The sequence below is a fragment of the Bacillus sp. FSL K6-2861 genome, from assembly GCF_038630725.1.
In the GTDB taxonomy this organism is placed as follows: Bacteria; Bacillota; Bacilli; order Bacillales; family Bacillaceae; genus Bacillus; species Bacillus velezensis.
In genome coordinates this window covers 996,638-1,013,513 of record NZ_CP152037.1, presented here as the reverse complement: position 1 = coordinate 1,013,513, position 16,876 = coordinate 996,638, and the positions used below count along the sequence as shown (strand labels likewise).

The following is a 16,876-nucleotide window of genomic DNA, read 5'->3' as shown; positions in this document are numbered from 1 at the left end:
GGCTGTTTCACTTATTTTTTGGAGATGCGCAGCGCTTGTTTGATCGCTTTGAATCCGCTGGCGTTTCCGTAAATCAAAACGCCGCCTTTGTAAATTTTCGCGCCGACCGCTGCAAAGATCACGATAGTGACCAGTGTCAGGGCGATTCCGGCCGCAGCCTGCCAAAACGGGATATCGAGCATCCCGACGCGTAAAAACATAATCATCGGCGTGAAAAACGGAATGTAAGATGTAACGGTAATAAAACCGGCGTCAGGATTGCCGATGCCGAACATGGCGATCATAAAACCTGCCACGACTAAAAAAACCATCGGCTGAATCGTCTGCTGTACGTCCTCTATCCGGCTGACAACACTGCCGAGAAACGCGGCAAGCGTCGCGTAAAGAAAATAGCCGAGCAAATAGAAAATGACAGCATAGACTATCGTCGAGACGGGAACATCCGTAAAATTGAGAAATGCACTGATCGGCGACGACGCATCATTTTGAGGGTTCAGCTTCAGTGAGAGATAACCAGCCGCAATCAGCACCGCAAACTGTGTGATCCCCACGAGCGCGATACCGAACAGTTTGGCAAACATCTGCTGAATCGGCGGCATGCTTGAAATTAAAATTTCCATGACGCGGGACGATTTTTCCGTCGCCACTTCCATCGCAATCATGCTTGCGTACATGATAACTGAGAAGTAGATGACAAACAGCATGATGTATACAAGCCCCATTACCTGACCGAGCTCTTCCTCAGATTTCGCCCCTTTTTCCAGCGCGTCTTTGCTGACTTCCGGCGGAGTGTAGAGGCTGCTGACTTTTTCTGCCGAAATGCCGAGCTTGGCGGTTTCAACAGCGGTTTTTGTCTGGGTTAAAGCCTGCTTGAGCAGTTTATATGCTGATTCATCGGAAATGGTCAGCGCCTTGTATGCTCCTGTTATCGTTCCTTTTTGATCTTGTCTGATGATAAACAGTCCGTCCCATTCACCGTCTTTGACACGCTTTACGGCATCTTTTTCGGACTCCTTCGTCTCCATTGCCTGCAGATCATTGTCTGTATCCGCCGCTTTAAGCTGTTTTGCAAACGCCGGGTACAGCCCGCCCGTTTCATCAATCACCGCAATTTGCTGCTTGCCGTCATCCGATTGAAACACGGATATAATCGATTGCAGGTTGGTCACCGCTAATACTAATAAAACGGTAATGGCGGTCGAAATAATGAATGACTTTGTCGTGATTTTGTTTTTATATGTATGGAACAGCATAATCCAAAATTTATTCATAAACGGCCCCCACCTTTTCTACAAAAATATCATGCAGTGACGGCTCTTCCAATTCGAACTTCCGTATAAAACCTTTCCCTTGCAGCGCCCGGAAAATATCCTGAGAAACCGGTTCATTCGCGACCTGCAGTCTGATCCCGTCATTTGTTTCCTTCCATTTCACGACGCCTTCATGCGTTTTTAAAAAGCTGAGGTCATCATCTGAATGAACGGTGACATTTTTTTTGCCGAAAGACCGCTTAATGTCTTTCAGATTGCCTTGAACGACGGGTTTTCCCTTCTGGAGAATGCACAAATTCTCGCAAAGTTCTTCCACATGCTCCATTCGGTGGCTTGAAAAAACGATGGAAACGCCGCTGTTTTTCAAAGAAATGACCGCTTCTTTCAGCAGCTCGACATTCACCGGATCAAGACCGCTGAAAGGTTCATCGAGAATCAACAGTTCAGGCTTATGCAGGACGGCCGAAATGAACTGGATCTTCTGCTGGTTTCCTTTCGACAGCTCTTCGACTTTCTTATTCTTGTAATCTGTAATGCCGAACCGCTCGAGCCATGTCATGAGCTCTTTTTCCGCCTCTTTTTTGCCCATTCCTTTTAATCTCGCCAAATAGACAAGCTGGTCACTCACCTTCACTTTCGGATACAGCCCCCGCTCTTCCGGGAGATAGCCGATTTTTTCACTGATGGAATAATTGACCGGCTGCCCTTTCCAGGTGATATGCCCGTCAGTCAGGCTTAAAAGACCTAAAATCATCCGAAAGGTCGTCGTTTTTCCCGCGCCGTTTGCGCCGAGCAGCCCGAACATTTCCCTTTCAGGTATTTGCAGGTTCAAATTGTCAACAGCGGTAAAGCTGCCGAATGTTTTCGTTACGTTTTCAATTGTAAGCACGAATCCAACTCCTTCCTTGACCCATTATATACTAATAATGGGTAAAAATTAATGGAGGATTTTAAATTCTTTATCAGAATATCATTCTATAAAGGGGGTGACATGATGGGACAATATGTATTGACCGCATTCCATGCGTCGGGAGAAACGCTGCTGAATGAACGGATCGAAGCGGATAATGAGGCGGAGGCGAAGGCCGCCGGAGAGGCTTTGTTAAAGGAAAAAAAGCTTGAGAACAGTACTCATCGCTTGGTAAATGAAGCCGGAAAGCTGATTTTATTCCACAGATAACAGAAGCTTTCCGGCTTCTGTATGTTACCGGTTAAATTGCGGCGTCCGTTTTTCTAAAAAGGCGCGGATGCCCTCTTTATGATCATCCGTTTTTCTCATATTTTCCTGGGCCTTTCGTTCAAGAGACAAAACATCTTTTAACCGGCTGATATGGAGGCTCTGATAAATAGCCTTCGTTTCAATCATCGCTGACAGCGGCGCATGCAGCAATCGGTCGATATACGGTTGTGCCCCCTCCGCAGGGCCGCCGCTGAACAGCCCGTCGGCAAGCTTGAGCCGCACCGCTTTTTCAGCCGGCAATTTTTCACCGCTCCAAATCAGTTTTTTCGCTTCGATCTCACCGACGCGTCTCATTAATAAATAATGGCCTCCTCCATCGGGAACCAATCCGATGCCGATGAAATTCATCGCGAGGCGGGCGTTTTCTTCAGCGAGCACCACATCGGCGCACAGCGCGAAACTCAGCCCGAGCCCCGCCGCAGCTCCGTGGATGGCGGCTATCACAATTTTTTTCATATCATAGAGCGTCAGTGTAATGGATTCGATCATTTTCATGAGCCGTTCATATTCTCCTGAATCATGATCCGACGTCATCATCTGAATATCACCGCCCGCGGAAAATCCCCGGCCTTCCCCCCGTAAAAGCACGATAAGCGCCTCACTGTCGGCTGCCATCACGCATGCGTTTTCCAATTCCCGGAGCATTTGTTCATTCAGCGCGTTGTAACTGTCAGGCCGGTTCAGCACAATCTCCGCAATCTTTCCCTTTTCTTCATAGCGAATATACTGCATGTTTACATCCTCCTTGAATCCGCTTACATATTTTGTTCAAATGATATATTCCTTCCGCCGAAGCGAAATTCCTTTATTTTTCAAGGTCAACAGATACCGAAAAATGCATATCATTTGAAACTGAACATACATTTTTATATAGTGAAATTGATATACAAAACAAAAGGGGGAAAACGCCGATAATGAAATATGTGATACTCAGCTTGTTACTGAGCTTTTTTATGGTGCTGTTCCCCCCTTCGGATGTCGCTCTTCCTTCCCAATTGGTGACAGAAACAGACAGCCATGTACAAATTTCGGTTTACCCGCAGGAAACGGATTCGGCAAAGACGCCGGTTCACACCAAAACCGCTCCGCAAGGCCTGTCAAAAGGATACGGTGCGTTATCCCGGATGATCTCCCTGTTATCTGTCAAACCTCTTGATCAATTCATTGATTCCACAATGGAAAGGACATGCGCCATTCCGATACAATACCAGTCAAATTACCTCCGGCATCAAGATCATTTCTAAAAGCCAAGTCTGTATTTACGGTGTAAAAACAGTATATTCCGGAGGGATTTTTTATGAATATTAAAGAAAACGATCTGCCCGGTATCGGGAAAAAATTCGAAATCGAAACGAGAAATCATGAAAAAATGACGATCATCATTCATGATGACGGCAGGCGGGAAATTTACAGATTTGATGACCGCGACCCTGATGAGCTTCTGGCAAGCATTTCACTTGATGATGCGGAAGCAAGACAGATTGCCGCGATTATCGGCGGGATGGTGTACAAACCGCAGGCGCTTGAATCGATTGAAATGGCGTTCAACGATCTGATTATCGAATGGTTTAAAGTTGAAAAAGGGGCAAAGGCGGCAGGGCGGACGCTCGGCGAACTGGATGTGCGTCAGAACTATGACGTGACGGTCATCGCCATCATTAAGCATAACCAGAAAAAGCTTTTAAACCCGGGCGCTGATTCGCTCCTTGAAGCAAACGATACACTCGTCCTCTCAGGTGAAAGAAAGCATCTGAAGAAACTGACCCAAGACTTCCTCTCCAGAGACGGAGTGTGATCTGTTTATGGACCATCTCGTATTTGAAGTCGGTACAGCGTTAGTTCTTGTGGCCATTGCGAGTGTCATCGCCAATAAAATTAAATTCTCGATCATCCCCTTCCTGATCATTTTAGGAATGCTCGTCGGGCCGCACGCGCCCCAAGCGGGCATCATTGACCTGACGTTTATCGAAAGCCGGGAAGTGATTGAATTTTTCGGACGGATGGGCGTCCTGTTCCTCCTCTTTTACCTCGGGCTTGAATTCTCGGTCGGAAAATTAGTCAAATCCGGACGTTCAATCGCCGCCGGCGGAACGATTTATATTCTGATTAATTTCAGTTTAGGGCTGATCTACGGCTTTATCACGGGCTTTTCCTTTTTGGAAGTGCTTGTATTGGCGGGCGTCATCACGATATCATCAAGCGCCATTGTCGCAAAGGTGCTTGTCGACTTAAAGCGCACGGCCAATCCGGAAACGGAGCTGATTCTCGGCATCATTATGTTTGAGGATATCTTTCTGGCGGTTTACTTATCCGTCGTTTCCGGGCTTGTTCTGGGAGACGCGACGTCTGTCGGAGGCGCGCTGATGTCAATCGTGATCGCTTTCGGATATATGCTGCTGTTTTTCATTGCCGCTCGGAAATTGCCGCCTCTGCTGAACAAGCTGCTTGATATCCGTTCAAACGAGGTATTTGTCATCGTCATTTTCGCCGCGCTCTTTTTCATTGCCGGCTTTTCCGAAACGATTCATGTCGCTGAAGCGATCGGCGCGCTCTTGCTCGGACTCGTATTTTCGGAGACGGCCCATTCTGACAGGATTGAGCATCTTGTCGTGCCGTTCCGTGACTTTTTCGGGGCCATGTTTTTCTTCAGCTTTGGTCTCAGCATTGATCCGTTTTCACTCGGAGATGCGGTATGGCTTGCCCTTGGCGCCGTTCTGCTGACGATTGCCGGAAACTTTATCGCCGGCATGATCGCCGGGCGCCGGGCGGGGCTTTCTCATAAAGCATCGTCTAATATCGGGCTGACCATTGTGTCACGCGGCGAATTCTCCATTATCGTCGCAAATCTCGGCATCGCCGGCGGCCTGTCCGCTTCACTTAAACCTTTCGCCGCCTTATATGTTTTGATACTGGCCATCTTCGGCCCTTTGCTCACGAAAGAATCGAAGCGGATATATCTCCTGTTGAACAGCGTGTTCAAATGGAAGACGCCTGAAAAGAAGCCGCAGAAATCATAAAAAAAACTGACCTCTTCATAAGGGGTCAGTTTTTTTGAGCGGGAAGAAATTGCTGAAAAGCCGTTTTTTTATTAATGGAGAAATGCTCTTTTCCCAGAATGGTATTGATGATTTTTTGGTTTCTGTAAACAGACAGCTTCAAATTCGTAGCGCCCGTTCCGTGAGCATGATCAAGATTCGTTAATGTGAAAAAATGATGCCGCCTGTCGTCCTTAAAGACAAGACGGGAATCTGCCGTCACTTTAAACCGTTTCTCATCCTCCCATTCGATATCGGGGGCAATTGCCGTAAACCATTCCGGAATATGAGGTTTAAAACCGGTCGCCAATATCACTTTTTCTGAATCGGCCGTAAAGGTTTCATCCATCTGCCATTGATGAAAGCTCAGTACACAGCGCCCGTTTTGCTTTTCAATTTTTTCAAGCTCCGCCATCGGCTGAATATACACGTCAGGCGAACCTCCGCTGATCGATCTGTGATACAGGGCATCGTAAATGGCGGCAAGTGTGTCAGAATCAATGCCGTGGCGCAGTCCGTCCAGCTCAGGGAGCGTGCTCAGCCGTTCTTTAAAAGGCAGGCGGTTAAAATATTCCACATAATCAGGTGTAAACATTTCCTGCCCGAGCTTGGCGGTTTCCAATTCTCGGAATCCGGCGGAGCGTGTCACCCATTGCAGCCGGCTGCGGCGGTATTGTTCATCGTGCAATAAGTCAGAAAAGATCTCCGCGGCGCTCTGTCCGGAGCCGACCACTGTAATTGATTCGGCGCCGGCGAGCTCGTCTTTCCGAAACAAATATTCCGTGCTGACCATCGTGTCCTGACGCGCTTCGTCAGCAATCTCTGCGGGAATAAGCGGTTCAGACCCCGTCCCCATGACGAAATGCTTCGTTTGATAGACACTGATGCTTCCGTCCTCAATGTTCTTGACGCTGACGTCATAATGTCCGCCGGCATTTTTCACATCGATTACCTCTGAGCCGAAACGGCATGATTTGATTTCTGAAGCCGCCCAGCTCAAATAGTCGTTAAATTCCCGTCTCGGAATATCAAATTCATTAAACGTATAAAACCGGTACAGCCGGTCATGTTCATGGAGAAAGTTTAAAAACGTGTAGCGGCTTTTCGGATCGGCGAGCGTGACCAGGTCCGCCAGAAACGCCACCTGTAAATCCGTCCCTTTAATTAATAGACCGGGATGCCACGCAAATTCTTTCTTTTTATCGAAAAAAAGAGCATCTGTTCCGGGTATATCCTCTAACAATGCGGCAAGCCCTAAATTAAACGGCCCGATTCCCGCTCCAATGACATCATACATATTATGCACCTCTTACGAATAACAGTCTGATGGTCTTTTCCCGTTTTTACAGACGGTTAAACATAAAAAAAACGGCACGCTGATTCCGTGCCGTTTTTGATATTATAATGCGGATTTGACGAACATCTCATCTAAGTATTTGATTTTCTCTTCTGTATAATGCTCGAATCGGTCATTATATGATTTCGGATCTTTCGGATTGGCGAAGTGCGTGATTTTTCCGGTTTCCGGATGAATGAATTTGCTTGCCGCGCCGCAGCCGATACCGATAATCGTCTGCACTTCTTCCATAATCATAATGTTGTAGATGCTTTCCTGACCAGGGAAGGAGTAGCCGACATTTTCAAGGTTTCCGAGAATGTTTTTCTGCCGGTACAAGTAGTACGGCGTATAGCCGTGCTCTTTTGTCCAGCGGACGGCGTCATCCATCATGCGGGACACTTCCTGTCTGTCGGCAACTTTATACTTATGCTTGTTTCTCGTCATTTCTGACGCCCGTTTAAAAGAAAGCGTATGAACGGTCAAAGATTCAGGCATCAGCTTTTCCGTTTCCTCAAGACTGTGCCTGAACTCAGCCGTCCCTTCTCCCGGCAGGCCGATGATCAGGTCCATGTTGATATTATTCATGCCGTGTTTGCGGGAAAGATGGTATTTTTCGATGGTTTCTTCAACTGTATGGTGTCTGCCGATGGCCTTAAGCGTTTCGTTTTCATAAGATTGCGGGTTGATGCTGATTCTGTCAATCTTATACTTATTTAAAACGGCAAGCTTCTCCTCCGTAATCGTGTCGGGACGGCCCGCTTCAACGGTAATCTCCCTGATATTCGCGACATCCGGAAAAGAGCGGACCATTTCTTCATATAAAAGATCCATTTCCTCAGCGGTAATGCTTGTCGGCGTGCCGCCGCCGAAATAAATGGTCGTCACTTTGATATCATGCCGCTTCAGCCATTCTCCGATTTTCTGCATTTCATAGTGAAGCCCCCATAAAAAGGAGCCGACTCTTCCCGCCTGTCCTTGAATGGCATAAGCCGGAAACGTGCAGTAGGCGCACTTCGTCGGGCAGAACGGAATGCCGATATAAATGCTGACTTCATCTTTGACCCGGTACAGATCGGGAACCGCAGCGAGCTGGCGGTCGACAATCTCCTGCATCAGATTGATTTTTTCATCATGGATCAGATAATCTTTTTTCAGATCGGCATGCGCCTCTTCTTTTGTGAGGCCGCTTTGCAGCTTTTTATGAAGAAGTTTAGTAGGCCTGATGCCGGTTAAGATTCCCCATTTTTGTGTCATGCCCGTATGCGATTGAAGAAGATTTAAGTAGACATATGACAGCGTATTTTTCACCTGTTTAAATACTTCTTTTTCGCTCCATCCGGCAAGAAGCGGTTTCGTATGATGTTCCTTTTCGCCGGTTCCTTTGATTTCTCCGGATACCGACACGCTGTCTGCATCTTGAGAAATGGCAAGTGAGATGACGAGATCAGAGGGTTCCTCCGTTTCGCCGTATGCAAGAACACACTCTTCAAAAAATAAATTCGCGATGTTTTGCAGCGGACGATGCAGCCTGTCATCCGTGATGCCGTCTATTTTTATTTGCAATGTGATCACCTTATTTTTCAGATTCAAAACTTTCTTTAGTGTACAGAAAGAACAGGCTAAAATCAATCCGCGAAAAAGCCGCAGACCGGCGTTTCGCGTCTGCGGCTCTTGATTACGGCCGTTTCATATGGAACTTATCGAGAAAGCCTTTGCGGTGCTGCATGCGGAAATATTCCTTAATCATATAGGCGACTCCCTGTTCATCATTTGACCTTGTCACCCAGTCCGCTTTTCTTTTTAATTCATTTGAGGCATTTCCCATCGCGACGCCGAGACCGGCCAGCTCGATCATCGGCAGATCATCTTCCTGATGGCCGATAGCTACAACCTCTTCCATTGAAAGCCCGAGTTCAGCGGCGACCATCGAAAGTCCGCTTTCTTTTGAAACCCCTTTAGGCACGATGTTCAGTTTTTCTCCGTTGACGCGGATCACATCGACGGCCGGGAATGCTTTCATTATCGTATCCGTTATATCAGCCTGCAGGCCATCTTCGGCATGCACTTCAATGACGGGCGCTGAAACCGGCTCATCCAGGAGCAGGTCACTTAATGATTCGACAAACTGCACCGGATAAAAAATCGGGTCAGACGGATGAATCATCGTTTTCCCGACCAGATTGGAGTTCACTTTCTTCTTGTTTCCGATCGAATATTTTTCGTGAAGAAGCCGGATATTACATGGATAGCTTTCCAGCACCTGAACGATATTAAACGTGTGATCTTCTGATATTTTCTTTTCAAAAAACGGCTCATCTATTTTTTCAGAAATGTATGCGCCGCTGTGGGTAATCAATTTTGCATTCAGCTTTAATATTTTCGCCACTTTTTGAGCGGAGCGAAAATGGCGGTTTGTGACCAGTGTGACGTAAATTCCTTTTTTCTTGACGTATTCGATGGCATCCTTTGTCGTCTGATGAAGTTTGCCGTTGGAGCGAAGAAGCGCTCCGTCTATATTTAACGCCAGCATTTGTTTTGACACAGAGAAGTCCCCCTCCTTGATGACTGTACTTGTCATTAGGATATGACCCTGTCTCTTTGTTTAGAACAACCTTTTCTCCGCAGCAAAAAAGCCTGCCTCAAGCAGACTTTGAACTGTCGTTTTGTTGGGATACGATCGATTTGCTGCCTTCTCCCCAATGTGTATTTCTATTTACGAAATATATCAGGAACCCCTTATTTGACCGTTGATGCGCTCGTTTCACTTACTCTCTGTTGCTACCCCTTAACATACCAGGCAGTATAGGCGACCGTATCCTTAGATCATCTGTAAGTGTAGGCGCTTTCAGAGTTATTATCTCAATTATATTGTTAAAAAACAAGGGTTTTTTTAACTAAAAAAATCAGAGGAAATATCTATGCTGAATGTATGATAAAGTTGCAAGGGAACATACATTCTCATATAATAAAAGAAAAAAAGCGGTGACTGTCATGTCTCTATTAAAAGATATTTATAACGAAGAATTTGCAGAAGCACTTCTGAACAGAATCAAATCGGCGTATCCGGCTTTTGAGCGGGGCAAGTGCCGGGCGCTGATGTTTCAGGAAGATTGGCCCGGACTGACGTTAAAACAGCGGATGCGCCGGATCACAGACTCTTTATATGAAACACTGCCGAAGGATTACATACGGGCGCTTGACGTCTTATATGAGACAGCTCCCCGCTTCTCAGGGCTCGCCGGGATTATTTTTCCCGATTATGTCCAACAGTACGGAACGGATCACTGGGACGAATCAATGAAGGCGCTTCAGTATTTCACTCGTTTTTCCACTTCCGAATTTGCGGTCCGCCCGTATATCAGGCTTGACCGGGAGCGGATGTTCAAAGAGTTCCTTTCCTGGACGGAGCATCCGGACGAACATGTCAGAAGGCTTGCCAGCGAAGGCTCAAGACCGCGCCTGCCATGGGGAATCTCCATTCCGGCTCTTCTTGAAGATCCTTCTCCGATTCTCCCTGTTCTGGACCGCTTGATGCAGGATGACTCGTTATATGTCAGAAAAAGCGTGGCGAATAACCTGAATGACATCTCCAAAACACATCCGGATCTTCTGGCACAGATCGCAGCCGAGCGGTTCGGCAGCTGTCCGCACACGGACTGGATTTTGAAGCACGCCTGCAGGACACTGTTAAAAAGAGGAGACAAACAGGCGCTCGCGGTTTTCGGGTTTGAAGACGCCTCCCGGATTTCATTGGAACGTTTTACATTGAATTCGGAAACGGCCGCCATCGGAACAAGCATACATTTTTCTTTTCAGATCCGCTCATCCGCCCGGCAAAAAGTCAGGGTTGAATACGCGATTGATTTTGTAAAGAAAAGGGGGCACCGCAGCCGCAAGGTGTTTAAGATGTCGGAGTCCGCCATGGATAACGGAGACGTAAAAACCTTCAGCAAACATCATTCCCTTAAAGATTTAACCACCCGCAAGCATTATCGGGGAATTCACACTCTGTCTGTCATCATTAACGGAACGGTAAAAGGTTCGCTTGATTTTTCTGTTGAATAAAAAAACCCCTCCATTTCATAGATGGAGGGGTGTGGAGCTTATTCCGGGCTGCCGTAAAGCTCTTCAAGAGGTTTCATAATGATTTTGTTTAACTCGCCGATCAGCATGCTCATGCGCTGTTCCGCTTCCATCAGCTGAGAAATCAATTCATGCTGCTGTACGAGAGCAACCGTTTTTTGTGCCTGCTCTACCTCTTCCTGAGTGATTTCTTCACCTGACATCTGTTTCTGCTGCAGCTGCAGCTGTACATTGCGGAAGTTATCAAACATGCGTTTTGCGGATTCATCTGCGTTTACTTGATCATAAAGCCCTCTCAGACGGCTGTATTCATCACTGTTTCGCAAAGCTTTTTCAAGATCATATGCTGCATCATAAAAATGAACTGCCATAGTAACCGCTCCTTTCTTCCTTTCGGACATACCACTCCACTATAACAGACTGCGGAGCGACTTTCATCATCGGCGTATGTTTTCCTTAGAAAAGAATGACAAACAAAGCCTGAATTGCTCCGATTATCCCGCCGAGCAGACCGCCTAAATACGTTATCATCTTAAATTCTCTCTTGGAAATCGACAGCACCATTTCCTCCAGCCGTTCAACGGGAAACTGATCAACCTGCTCTTTGACCACTTCCTCAAGACGCAGCCGTTTCAGCACATCCTCCAAATGAGCGGCAATACTGCCGAGCGCCGCATCAAGCAGCTTCGGCGCGTACGTTCCCGTAATCTCCCCTTCATAACGGGAGATGATGTCACCGAGCCGGCATTCGAAAAAGGGCGCGGTTTGAAGTGCGGCCAAAGCCCGCTTTTTCATGCTGAACAGCAGATCTTTCGCATTCCACTTTTCATCGGCCTCATAAAGTGTATAAGATTTGAGCTTGCCCCATTCTTGAGAAAGCAGATCAGCCAGAAGCTTTTTCGTTTCCTCATTGCGCAAAAACTTTAACAGCTCAGGCAGCACACGGTCTGCCAAGCTTGAATTGCCGAGGAACATCTGCACCATGCTGCCGAGCATCCCCCGGGAATTCAAAAAGTCGTCAATCATATTTCCGAGCCTGTCTTTCCCTTCTTCGCTCTCAAAATAATCAATGCTCCGCTTTAGAATATAATCTGCGGCCATCGGGACTTTTTCATCCAGCTTTTCCTGAAGCTCATCAGGAAGCCAGTCTTTTATGGCGCGGTGCTCATATTTCCGGTACAGGTCCGAAAGCTTTTCATCGGTAAAACGGTCAATCCAGGCATCCGTCTTTTCCTGCGGATTCCGGATGCCCGCGGCGGCCAAAGCTTCGTGCACCGTCATCTCGGAAGCGGCCATTTTTTGCGTGAATTGTTCGGCGAAAAGAAGCGCCTGGTTTTTAACGGTATCTGATAAAAGCCGCTTTTTTATTCCTTCCGGGGTTAAAAGGTGGTTCGTCACCATGAGCCCCATTTGTTTTGCCAATTCATCCCGCCTTTTCGGGATCAGCCCCGGCGTAAACGGAACCCGTTTTCCGAACAGGTAATACGGCCGGTATGGACGAAATAACATCTGAATGGCAAGATGATTCGTCACCGCGCCGATCGCGGCTCCGATTACAATCATAAATAGAAACGTTCCTGCTATGCCCATTCCTTTTCTTCTGCCTCCATCTTATGTTCTATTTTCTTGATGATATATCTATTCGTATTATAGAGGCTGGCGGGCATGCGGGCAAATGAAGAACCTGAATTGTTGTTTGTGAGGAATAAGGCAAGATGCTGTTTCGTACTCTTTACAGTAGATCATCTTTTATGATGCGCTTAGCATATTTATTGGATGGAAGGGCCGTTCCATCAGCGGCTTTTTGAATAAAGGGGGAGTAATAATATGACAACACTCGGTTTTATGTCTGTATCCCGCCGGCACGAAGAAGATTACGCCGGGGAATTGGCTGAAAGAGCGCCTCAATATAATGTGCGCTTAGCCCGCTTTACACCGTTTGATATATTTCCGGATTCTTTGCGCGTGAAAGCGCTCGTCTATCACCCGCAAAGCGGAAAGTGGAACGAAACGGAAATCGATATTCCCGAATATATTTACGACCGCTGTTTTTACGGAAAATCCGCTGAAGCGCAAAAAGCCAAACCGATCGTCGAATGGCTGAAAAAATATCGGAAAACGGAATTTATCGGCCGGGGGCTTCCTGATAAATGGACGGTCACGGATGCGCTCCAAAAGCATCATCTGATCAGTCCCTATATTCCTGAAACGGCCGAAGTCAGCCGCTATGAACAGGTGCAATCATACTTAGCCAAGGAAAAAGCATGTATACTTAAGCCCGCTTTCGGCGCGGGAGGCAGAGGCATCATCCTGCTTGAAACAGGCAAAAAATCAATTACGGCCACTTACTATATCGGAAAAAACAAACAAACAAAATCATTTTCCAATCACGTGTCTTTTAAGTCTTGGTGCAAAAAAGTGCTGCAGCACCGCTATTTGCTTCAATCCTACTTAAATATCCAGGATAAAGAGCGGCACCCGTGCGACATCCGCATTTTCATGCGCAAAACTGAGTCAGGCGTTTGGGAAACGGTCGGAAAAGCGGTCAGAAGGGGTTATCAGAACGGTCTTTTATCTCATTTGCCAGGAGGATCTGAACCGATTAAGTTTGACACATGGTTTGAGGAAATTCCGAGAAAGCAGCAGGCCGTTTTATTGGATGATGTCTTTTCGATCACCCAATCCGTCCCTTATTTCCTTGATGAACGGTTCGGGCCGCTGTTTGAGCTGGGGCTCGATATTTGTTATGCCAAAGACGGACGCATCTGGCTTTTGGATGTCAACTCAAAGCCGGGACGGAAAGCTATTTTAAGCGTGGCTCCGGAGGCGAAAGAGGATTTGTATACGAGTCCGCTGAGACGCTTCCGCGAACTTCAGTCACAGGAAAGCCGGAAAGGAGTATTACCGCGTGAATCATAAAGGGATGATTGTCGGCATCGATAAAAAAAGCAAAAATACGCTGTTTCTCCCCTCCTCCATGAAACGGGAAGGGCTTTTATCCGCTGCCTTCGGGACCAAGGTTGTCAAATGCCGTGTAGCCTTTTCTCAATCACTTGAAAAAAGCGCGCTCCTTTCTGAAGATTTGTTTGAGGAGCTGTTGATACCGCATAAAAGCCGGGCTGACTTTCTCATACACGGCCAGACGGTGCACATCGGACCGCTGATCGGCGTTTTCACAGCCGGGTTCACATCATCGCCGTCCCGCCCGTTAAGAGACCGTACAGCCTTCTTTTCCAAGATGCTCTCTCTTCATGAACAGGCGAACGGATATTGTTTCGTTTTCGGGGCTCATCAGATCAACTGGGAAGAAGGCACCGTCCAAGCGCTGATTTATAAAGAAAACAGCTGGAAACGGACGGCCGTCCCGCTTCCGAATGTCGTATATGACAGGCTCCCGAGCCGAAAAACGGAAGAAGTTCCGCTTTTACAGCAGACAAAACAAAGGCTGATGAATGACTATCAGATTCCGTGGTTTAATCCGCAATTCTTTAATAAATGGGACATTCATAAGCTTCTGGAAAAAAACAGTCTCACCGCTTCACTTCTGCCAAAATCTGTCCTGCACCCGAATGCGGAAGCGTTAGAAACGTTATGCAGCACGTTTGGCACCGTCTATATCAAACCTGCAGACGGCGCACTCGGCACGGGGATTTATAAGGTGGAAAAAACAGATGCCGGCTTATCTGTCAAACACACGAATGAGGAAAAAACGGTGGTGACGGCAGAGTATTCAGATGCGGCATCCTTCATGACATCATTTAAAGAAAACAATGACCCGTCCGCATTTTTAATTCAGCAAGGCATTGATCTGATCCGGCTGGATGGGCGCCCCGTCGATTTCAGGGTGCACACGAATAAAAACGCCGAGGGGAAATGGACAGTGACGGCCATTGCGGCAAAAATTTCCGGTGAAAACAGCATCACGACGCATCTGGCAACCGGCGGAGAAGTCAGGACGTTAGCTGAATTATACGGCGATCCGCGAGAGAGAGTCGGCATGATGCGGAAACTTTCAAAAGCCGCCTTGGCGGTCAGCCGCGTGTTAAATGAGCACATTGAAGGTTTTATCGGCGAAATCGGTTTTGACCTCGGCGTCGATCATTCAGGGAAAGTTTGGATGTTTGAAGCCAATTCCCGCCCCGGGCGCAGCATTTTTTCCCATCCGAAGCTGAGATCGGTCGATTACCTGACAAAACGGAGAAATTTTGAATACGCGTCGTATTTATCAGAACGGTCCATCACCGCCCCGGAAAAACTTTGGCGGTGAGGCTGTCTTTTTTTAGGTTTACCCGGGACAGGCATTGAACGATGAGCTACAATGAACAAGATCAACATTTCCCATAAGGAGCGTGAACGTCATGATTTCGCACTTCAGCTGGAAACCGTTATTCAAAAAAGAGAAACTGCCCGGATGGCGGATTTCATTTTACTGGCAGGGTACGCATTACGAAGGGATTTACCATAAGTCCGGAGACATTGAATGGGGACACACACATCCGGGAAAAGAAGAGCCGGCTCTCGTAAAAGAGCTGCATGAATTAATGCTTTATCACATATATGACTGAAAGCTAAAAGCTCAGCCGCACCAGGCTGGGCTTTTCTTTTTCCTTCCGCTATTTACCACACCGTTTTCCGAATGAGATGCCGTTTGATTCACCATAATACGTAGTACAAAGCGGCAAACAGCATTGGGTGAAGCCGAGCTGGCAATGGTTTTCGTTCCGAAAATCATCGGCTGGTGCAATTCCAGCAAACCCAACCATACTACTTTATAAAGGAGATCATACAAATGGCAAACAACAACTCTTCAAACAACCTAGTAGTACCCGGCGCTGCTCAAGCAATCGACCAAATGAAATATGAAATTGCTTCTGAGTTCGGCGTAAACCTTGGCGGAGAAACAACTTCTCGCGCAAACGGTTCTGTCGGAGGAGAAATCACGAAACGTTTAGTATCTTTCGCACAGCAGAACATGGGCGGCCAAGGCGTACAATAACTCAATAAATGGCTTACAGAAGGCGCGGGATACCGCGTCTTCTTTTATGCCGTCACCCTTTTTTCCTATTCCACATACCCTAGGAAAAAAGGAGGGAAAACATGTCATTCATTGCCTCAGTCAATTGGGAGCTGTTTCAGTTCGTAAGTGTCTCTTTGGTCAATGAATATGTTGCCCACCATTTCCCGTTTATTCACAGGTATTCTTTTCCCCGCTGCTTTGAATGATATAATGAGCGGCGAGGAGGTTTTTTACATGAACATCGCTTTACTCGGAGCAACGGGAAGAGTCGGACAGGCTTTTATAAAAGAAGCGCAGAAACATGGACACATGGAGATATTCGCTCTTGTCAGATCAGCCGGAACAGTCCTTCCCATTCCTGAAAAACAAATCATAACAGGGAATGCGAAGCGGCGGGAAGATGTAAGCCGATTGATTTCCACAGCGGACACAGTCGTGAGCTGTCTCGGCACGGACGGTGACGATACCCTTTCAGCCGCTATGACCCATATAATAGACAGCATGAAACGGCATCATGTTCATCGTCTGATTACGATCGGCACCGCGGGTATCCTTCAATCACGGCTTATGCCTGATCAATACCGTTTTGAATCGGCAGAATCAAAACGAAAATCAACAAGAGCCGCAAAGGAACACGCCCGCGTATACGAAATGCTGCTGGCAGAGGATCTTGACTGGACGATCATCTGTCCCACCTACCTTCCTGACGGAGACGCTGCCGGAGTTTACCGGTTCGAACAGGATCGCCTTCCTGAAGACGGCGCTGAAATCACCGTTGGAGACACGGCGCACTTTCTGTACCGTGAGCTGATCAGCCCGCAGTTTGTCAGAAAACGGGTGGGACTGGCTTACTGAATGAAAAAAAGGGCGAATCTTTAGATTCACCCTTTC

19 protein-coding genes are annotated in these 16,876 nt (G+C 47.2%); 11 read left to right on the top strand and 8 right to left on the bottom strand.

Annotated features, from left to right (window positions below):
* Positions 1 to 11: 11 nt before the first annotated feature.
* Entirely contained in the window at positions 12 to 1,271 is a 1,260-nt protein-coding gene (locus tag NYE62_RS05035) for an ABC transporter permease (protein ID WP_042635023.1), read from the bottom strand.
* Complete coding sequence (locus tag NYE62_RS05030; protein ID WP_342497270.1) at positions 1,264 to 2,160, bottom strand: ABC transporter ATP-binding protein; 897 nt, start codon at positions 2,158 to 2,160, stop codon at positions 1,264 to 1,266. The genes NYE62_RS05035 and NYE62_RS05030 overlap by 8 nt, the downstream gene beginning before the upstream one ends.
* Before the next feature lie 105 nt (positions 2,161 to 2,265).
* Between NYE62_RS05030 and NYE62_RS05025 the strand changes: the two genes are divergently transcribed.
* Complete coding sequence (locus tag NYE62_RS05025; RefSeq protein WP_015239502.1) at positions 2,266 to 2,451, top strand: YhzD family protein; 186 nt, start codon at positions 2,266 to 2,268, stop codon at positions 2,449 to 2,451.
* A gap of 24 nt (positions 2,452 to 2,475) precedes the next feature.
* Here the strand turns inward: NYE62_RS05025 and NYE62_RS05020 are convergent, their stop codons facing one another.
* The gene (locus NYE62_RS05020) at positions 2,476 to 3,243 is read right to left on the bottom strand and encodes an enoyl-CoA hydratase (RefSeq protein ID WP_007409232.1); all 768 of its coding nucleotides are present in this window, start codon (positions 3,241 to 3,243) and stop codon (positions 2,476 to 2,478) included.
* Between the two features lie 182 nt (positions 3,244 to 3,425).
* On the opposite strand from NYE62_RS05020, the gene NYE62_RS05015 reads away from it, so the two are divergent.
* Genes NYE62_RS05015 through NYE62_RS05005 form a run of 3 tightly spaced genes read left to right on the top strand, consistent with a single transcriptional unit; the run spans position 3,426 to position 5,528 of the window.
* Positions 3,426 to 3,755: a hypothetical protein gene (locus tag NYE62_RS05015; protein WP_144464088.1), complete on the top strand. Its 330-nt coding sequence runs from the start codon at positions 3,426 to 3,428 to the stop codon at positions 3,753 to 3,755.
* A gap of 53 nt (positions 3,756 to 3,808) precedes the next feature.
* A complete protein-coding gene (locus NYE62_RS05010) occupies positions 3,809 to 4,306 on the top strand; it encodes a cation:proton antiporter regulatory subunit (protein ID WP_144464090.1) in 498 nt (165 codons plus the stop codon).
* A gap of 7 nt (positions 4,307 to 4,313) precedes the next feature.
* Positions 4,314 to 5,528 (top strand): cation:proton antiporter, encoded by a 1,215-nt coding sequence (locus tag NYE62_RS05005; protein ID WP_003155266.1) that lies wholly within the window; start codon positions 4,314 to 4,316, stop codon positions 5,526 to 5,528.
* Positions 5,529 to 5,553: 25 nt separating this feature from the next.
* On the opposite strand, the gene NYE62_RS05000 is transcribed toward NYE62_RS05005, so the two are convergent.
* The 3 genes from NYE62_RS05000 to NYE62_RS04990 all read right to left on the bottom strand — a co-directional run bounded on the left by NYE62_RS05000 (position 5,554) and on the right by NYE62_RS04990 (position 9,427).
* Complete coding sequence (locus NYE62_RS05000; RefSeq protein WP_256683751.1) at positions 5,554 to 6,843, bottom strand: SidA/IucD/PvdA family monooxygenase; 1,290 nt, start codon at positions 6,841 to 6,843, stop codon at positions 5,554 to 5,556.
* Positions 6,844 to 6,945: 102 nt separating this feature from the next.
* Complete coding sequence (locus NYE62_RS04995; protein WP_007409236.1) at positions 6,946 to 8,448, bottom strand: coproporphyrinogen III oxidase; 1,503 nt, start codon at positions 8,446 to 8,448, stop codon at positions 6,946 to 6,948.
* A gap of 112 nt (positions 8,449 to 8,560) precedes the next feature.
* On the bottom strand, positions 8,561 to 9,427 hold the full coding sequence (locus tag NYE62_RS04990) for a Cof-type HAD-IIB family hydrolase (RefSeq protein ID WP_012117197.1): 867 nt from the start codon (positions 9,425 to 9,427) through the stop codon (positions 8,561 to 8,563).
* A 383-nt stretch (positions 9,428 to 9,810) separates the two neighbouring features.
* Here NYE62_RS04990 and NYE62_RS04985 point away from each other — a divergent pair, with 383 nt between their 5' ends.
* Positions 9,811 to 10,950: a DNA alkylation repair protein gene (locus NYE62_RS04985; protein WP_199022449.1), complete on the top strand. Its 1,140-nt coding sequence runs from the start codon at positions 9,811 to 9,813 to the stop codon at positions 10,948 to 10,950.
* A gap of 38 nt (positions 10,951 to 10,988) precedes the next feature.
* Here the strand turns inward: NYE62_RS04985 and NYE62_RS04980 are convergent, their stop codons facing one another.
* Complete coding sequence (locus NYE62_RS04980; RefSeq protein ID WP_014720937.1) at positions 10,989 to 11,339, bottom strand: YlbF family regulator; 351 nt, start codon at positions 11,337 to 11,339, stop codon at positions 10,989 to 10,991.
* A gap of 85 nt (positions 11,340 to 11,424) precedes the next feature.
* The gene (locus NYE62_RS04975; RefSeq protein ID WP_015417139.1) at positions 11,425 to 12,558 is read right to left on the bottom strand and encodes a DUF445 family protein; all 1,134 of its coding nucleotides are present in this window, start codon (positions 12,556 to 12,558) and stop codon (positions 11,425 to 11,427) included.
* 237 nt (positions 12,559 to 12,795) lie between these two features.
* Here NYE62_RS04975 and NYE62_RS04970 point away from each other — a divergent pair, with 237 nt between their 5' ends.
* From NYE62_RS04970 to NYE62_RS04945, 6 genes are all read left to right on the top strand, one after another.
* A complete protein-coding gene (locus tag NYE62_RS04970; protein WP_012117192.1) occupies positions 12,796 to 13,887 on the top strand; it encodes a YheC/YheD family protein in 1,092 nt (363 codons plus the stop codon).
* Entirely contained in the window at positions 13,877 to 15,235 is a 1,359-nt protein-coding gene (locus NYE62_RS04965) for a YheC/YheD family protein (protein WP_007409242.1), read from the top strand. The genes NYE62_RS04970 and NYE62_RS04965 overlap by 11 nt, the downstream gene beginning before the upstream one ends.
* Positions 15,236 to 15,317: 82 nt before the next feature.
* A complete protein-coding gene (locus NYE62_RS04960; RefSeq protein WP_012117190.1) occupies positions 15,318 to 15,533 on the top strand; it encodes a YheE family protein in 216 nt (71 codons plus the stop codon).
* A gap of 224 nt (positions 15,534 to 15,757) precedes the next feature.
* Positions 15,758 to 15,964 (top strand): alpha/beta-type small acid-soluble spore protein, encoded by a 207-nt coding sequence (locus NYE62_RS04955; RefSeq protein WP_007409244.1) that lies wholly within the window; start codon positions 15,758 to 15,760, stop codon positions 15,962 to 15,964.
* Between the two features lie 101 nt (positions 15,965 to 16,065).
* Positions 16,066 to 16,191 carry a hypothetical protein gene (locus tag NYE62_RS04950; protein ID WP_007610363.1) on the top strand — a complete coding sequence of 42 codons (126 nt, stop codon included), beginning with the start codon at positions 16,066 to 16,068 and terminating at the stop codon, positions 16,189 to 16,191.
* 28 nt (positions 16,192 to 16,219) lie between these two features.
* Positions 16,220 to 16,840 (top strand): NAD(P)H-binding protein, encoded by a 621-nt coding sequence (locus NYE62_RS04945; RefSeq protein ID WP_039252156.1) that lies wholly within the window; start codon positions 16,220 to 16,222, stop codon positions 16,838 to 16,840.
* The last annotated feature ends 36 nt before the right edge of the window (positions 16,841 to 16,876 follow it).

Coding starts and splice junctions, on each gene's coding strand:
- NYE62_RS05020 (WP_007409232.1), bottom strand. CDS start 3,243: ATGCAGTATATTCGCTATGAAGAAAAGGGAAAGATTGCGGAGATTGTG.
- NYE62_RS04955 (WP_007409244.1), top strand. CDS start 15,758: ATGGCAAACAACAACTCTTCAAACAACCTAGTAGTACCCGGCGCTGCT.
- NYE62_RS05015 (WP_144464088.1), top strand. CDS start 3,426: ATGAAATATGTGATACTCAGCTTGTTACTGAGCTTTTTTATGGTGCTG.
- NYE62_RS04970 (WP_012117192.1), top strand. CDS start 12,796: ATGACAACACTCGGTTTTATGTCTGTATCCCGCCGGCACGAAGAAGAT.
- NYE62_RS04980 (WP_014720937.1), bottom strand. CDS start 11,339: ATGGCAGTTCATTTTTATGATGCAGCATATGATCTTGAAAAAGCTTTG.
- NYE62_RS05025 (WP_015239502.1), top strand. CDS start 2,266: ATGGGACAATATGTATTGACCGCATTCCATGCGTCGGGAGAAACGCTG.
- NYE62_RS04950 (WP_007610363.1), top strand. CDS start 16,066: ATGTCATTCATTGCCTCAGTCAATTGGGAGCTGTTTCAGTTCGTAAGT.
- NYE62_RS05035 (WP_042635023.1), bottom strand. CDS start 1,271: ATGAATAAATTTTGGATTATGCTGTTCCATACATATAAAAACAAAATC.
- NYE62_RS05000 (WP_256683751.1), bottom strand. CDS start 6,843: ATGTATGATGTCATTGGAGCGGGAATCGGGCCGTTTAATTTAGGGCTT.
- NYE62_RS05010 (WP_144464090.1), top strand. CDS start 3,809: ATGAATATTAAAGAAAACGATCTGCCCGGTATCGGGAAAAAATTCGAA.
- NYE62_RS04945 (WP_039252156.1), top strand. CDS start 16,220: ATGAACATCGCTTTACTCGGAGCAACGGGAAGAGTCGGACAGGCTTTT.
- NYE62_RS04985 (WP_199022449.1), top strand. CDS start 9,811: ATGTATGATAAAGTTGCAAGGGAACATACATTCTCATATAATAAAAGA.
- NYE62_RS04975 (WP_015417139.1), bottom strand. CDS start 12,558: ATGGGCATAGCAGGAACGTTTCTATTTATGATTGTAATCGGAGCCGCG.
- NYE62_RS05005 (WP_003155266.1), top strand. CDS start 4,314: ATGGACCATCTCGTATTTGAAGTCGGTACAGCGTTAGTTCTTGTGGCC.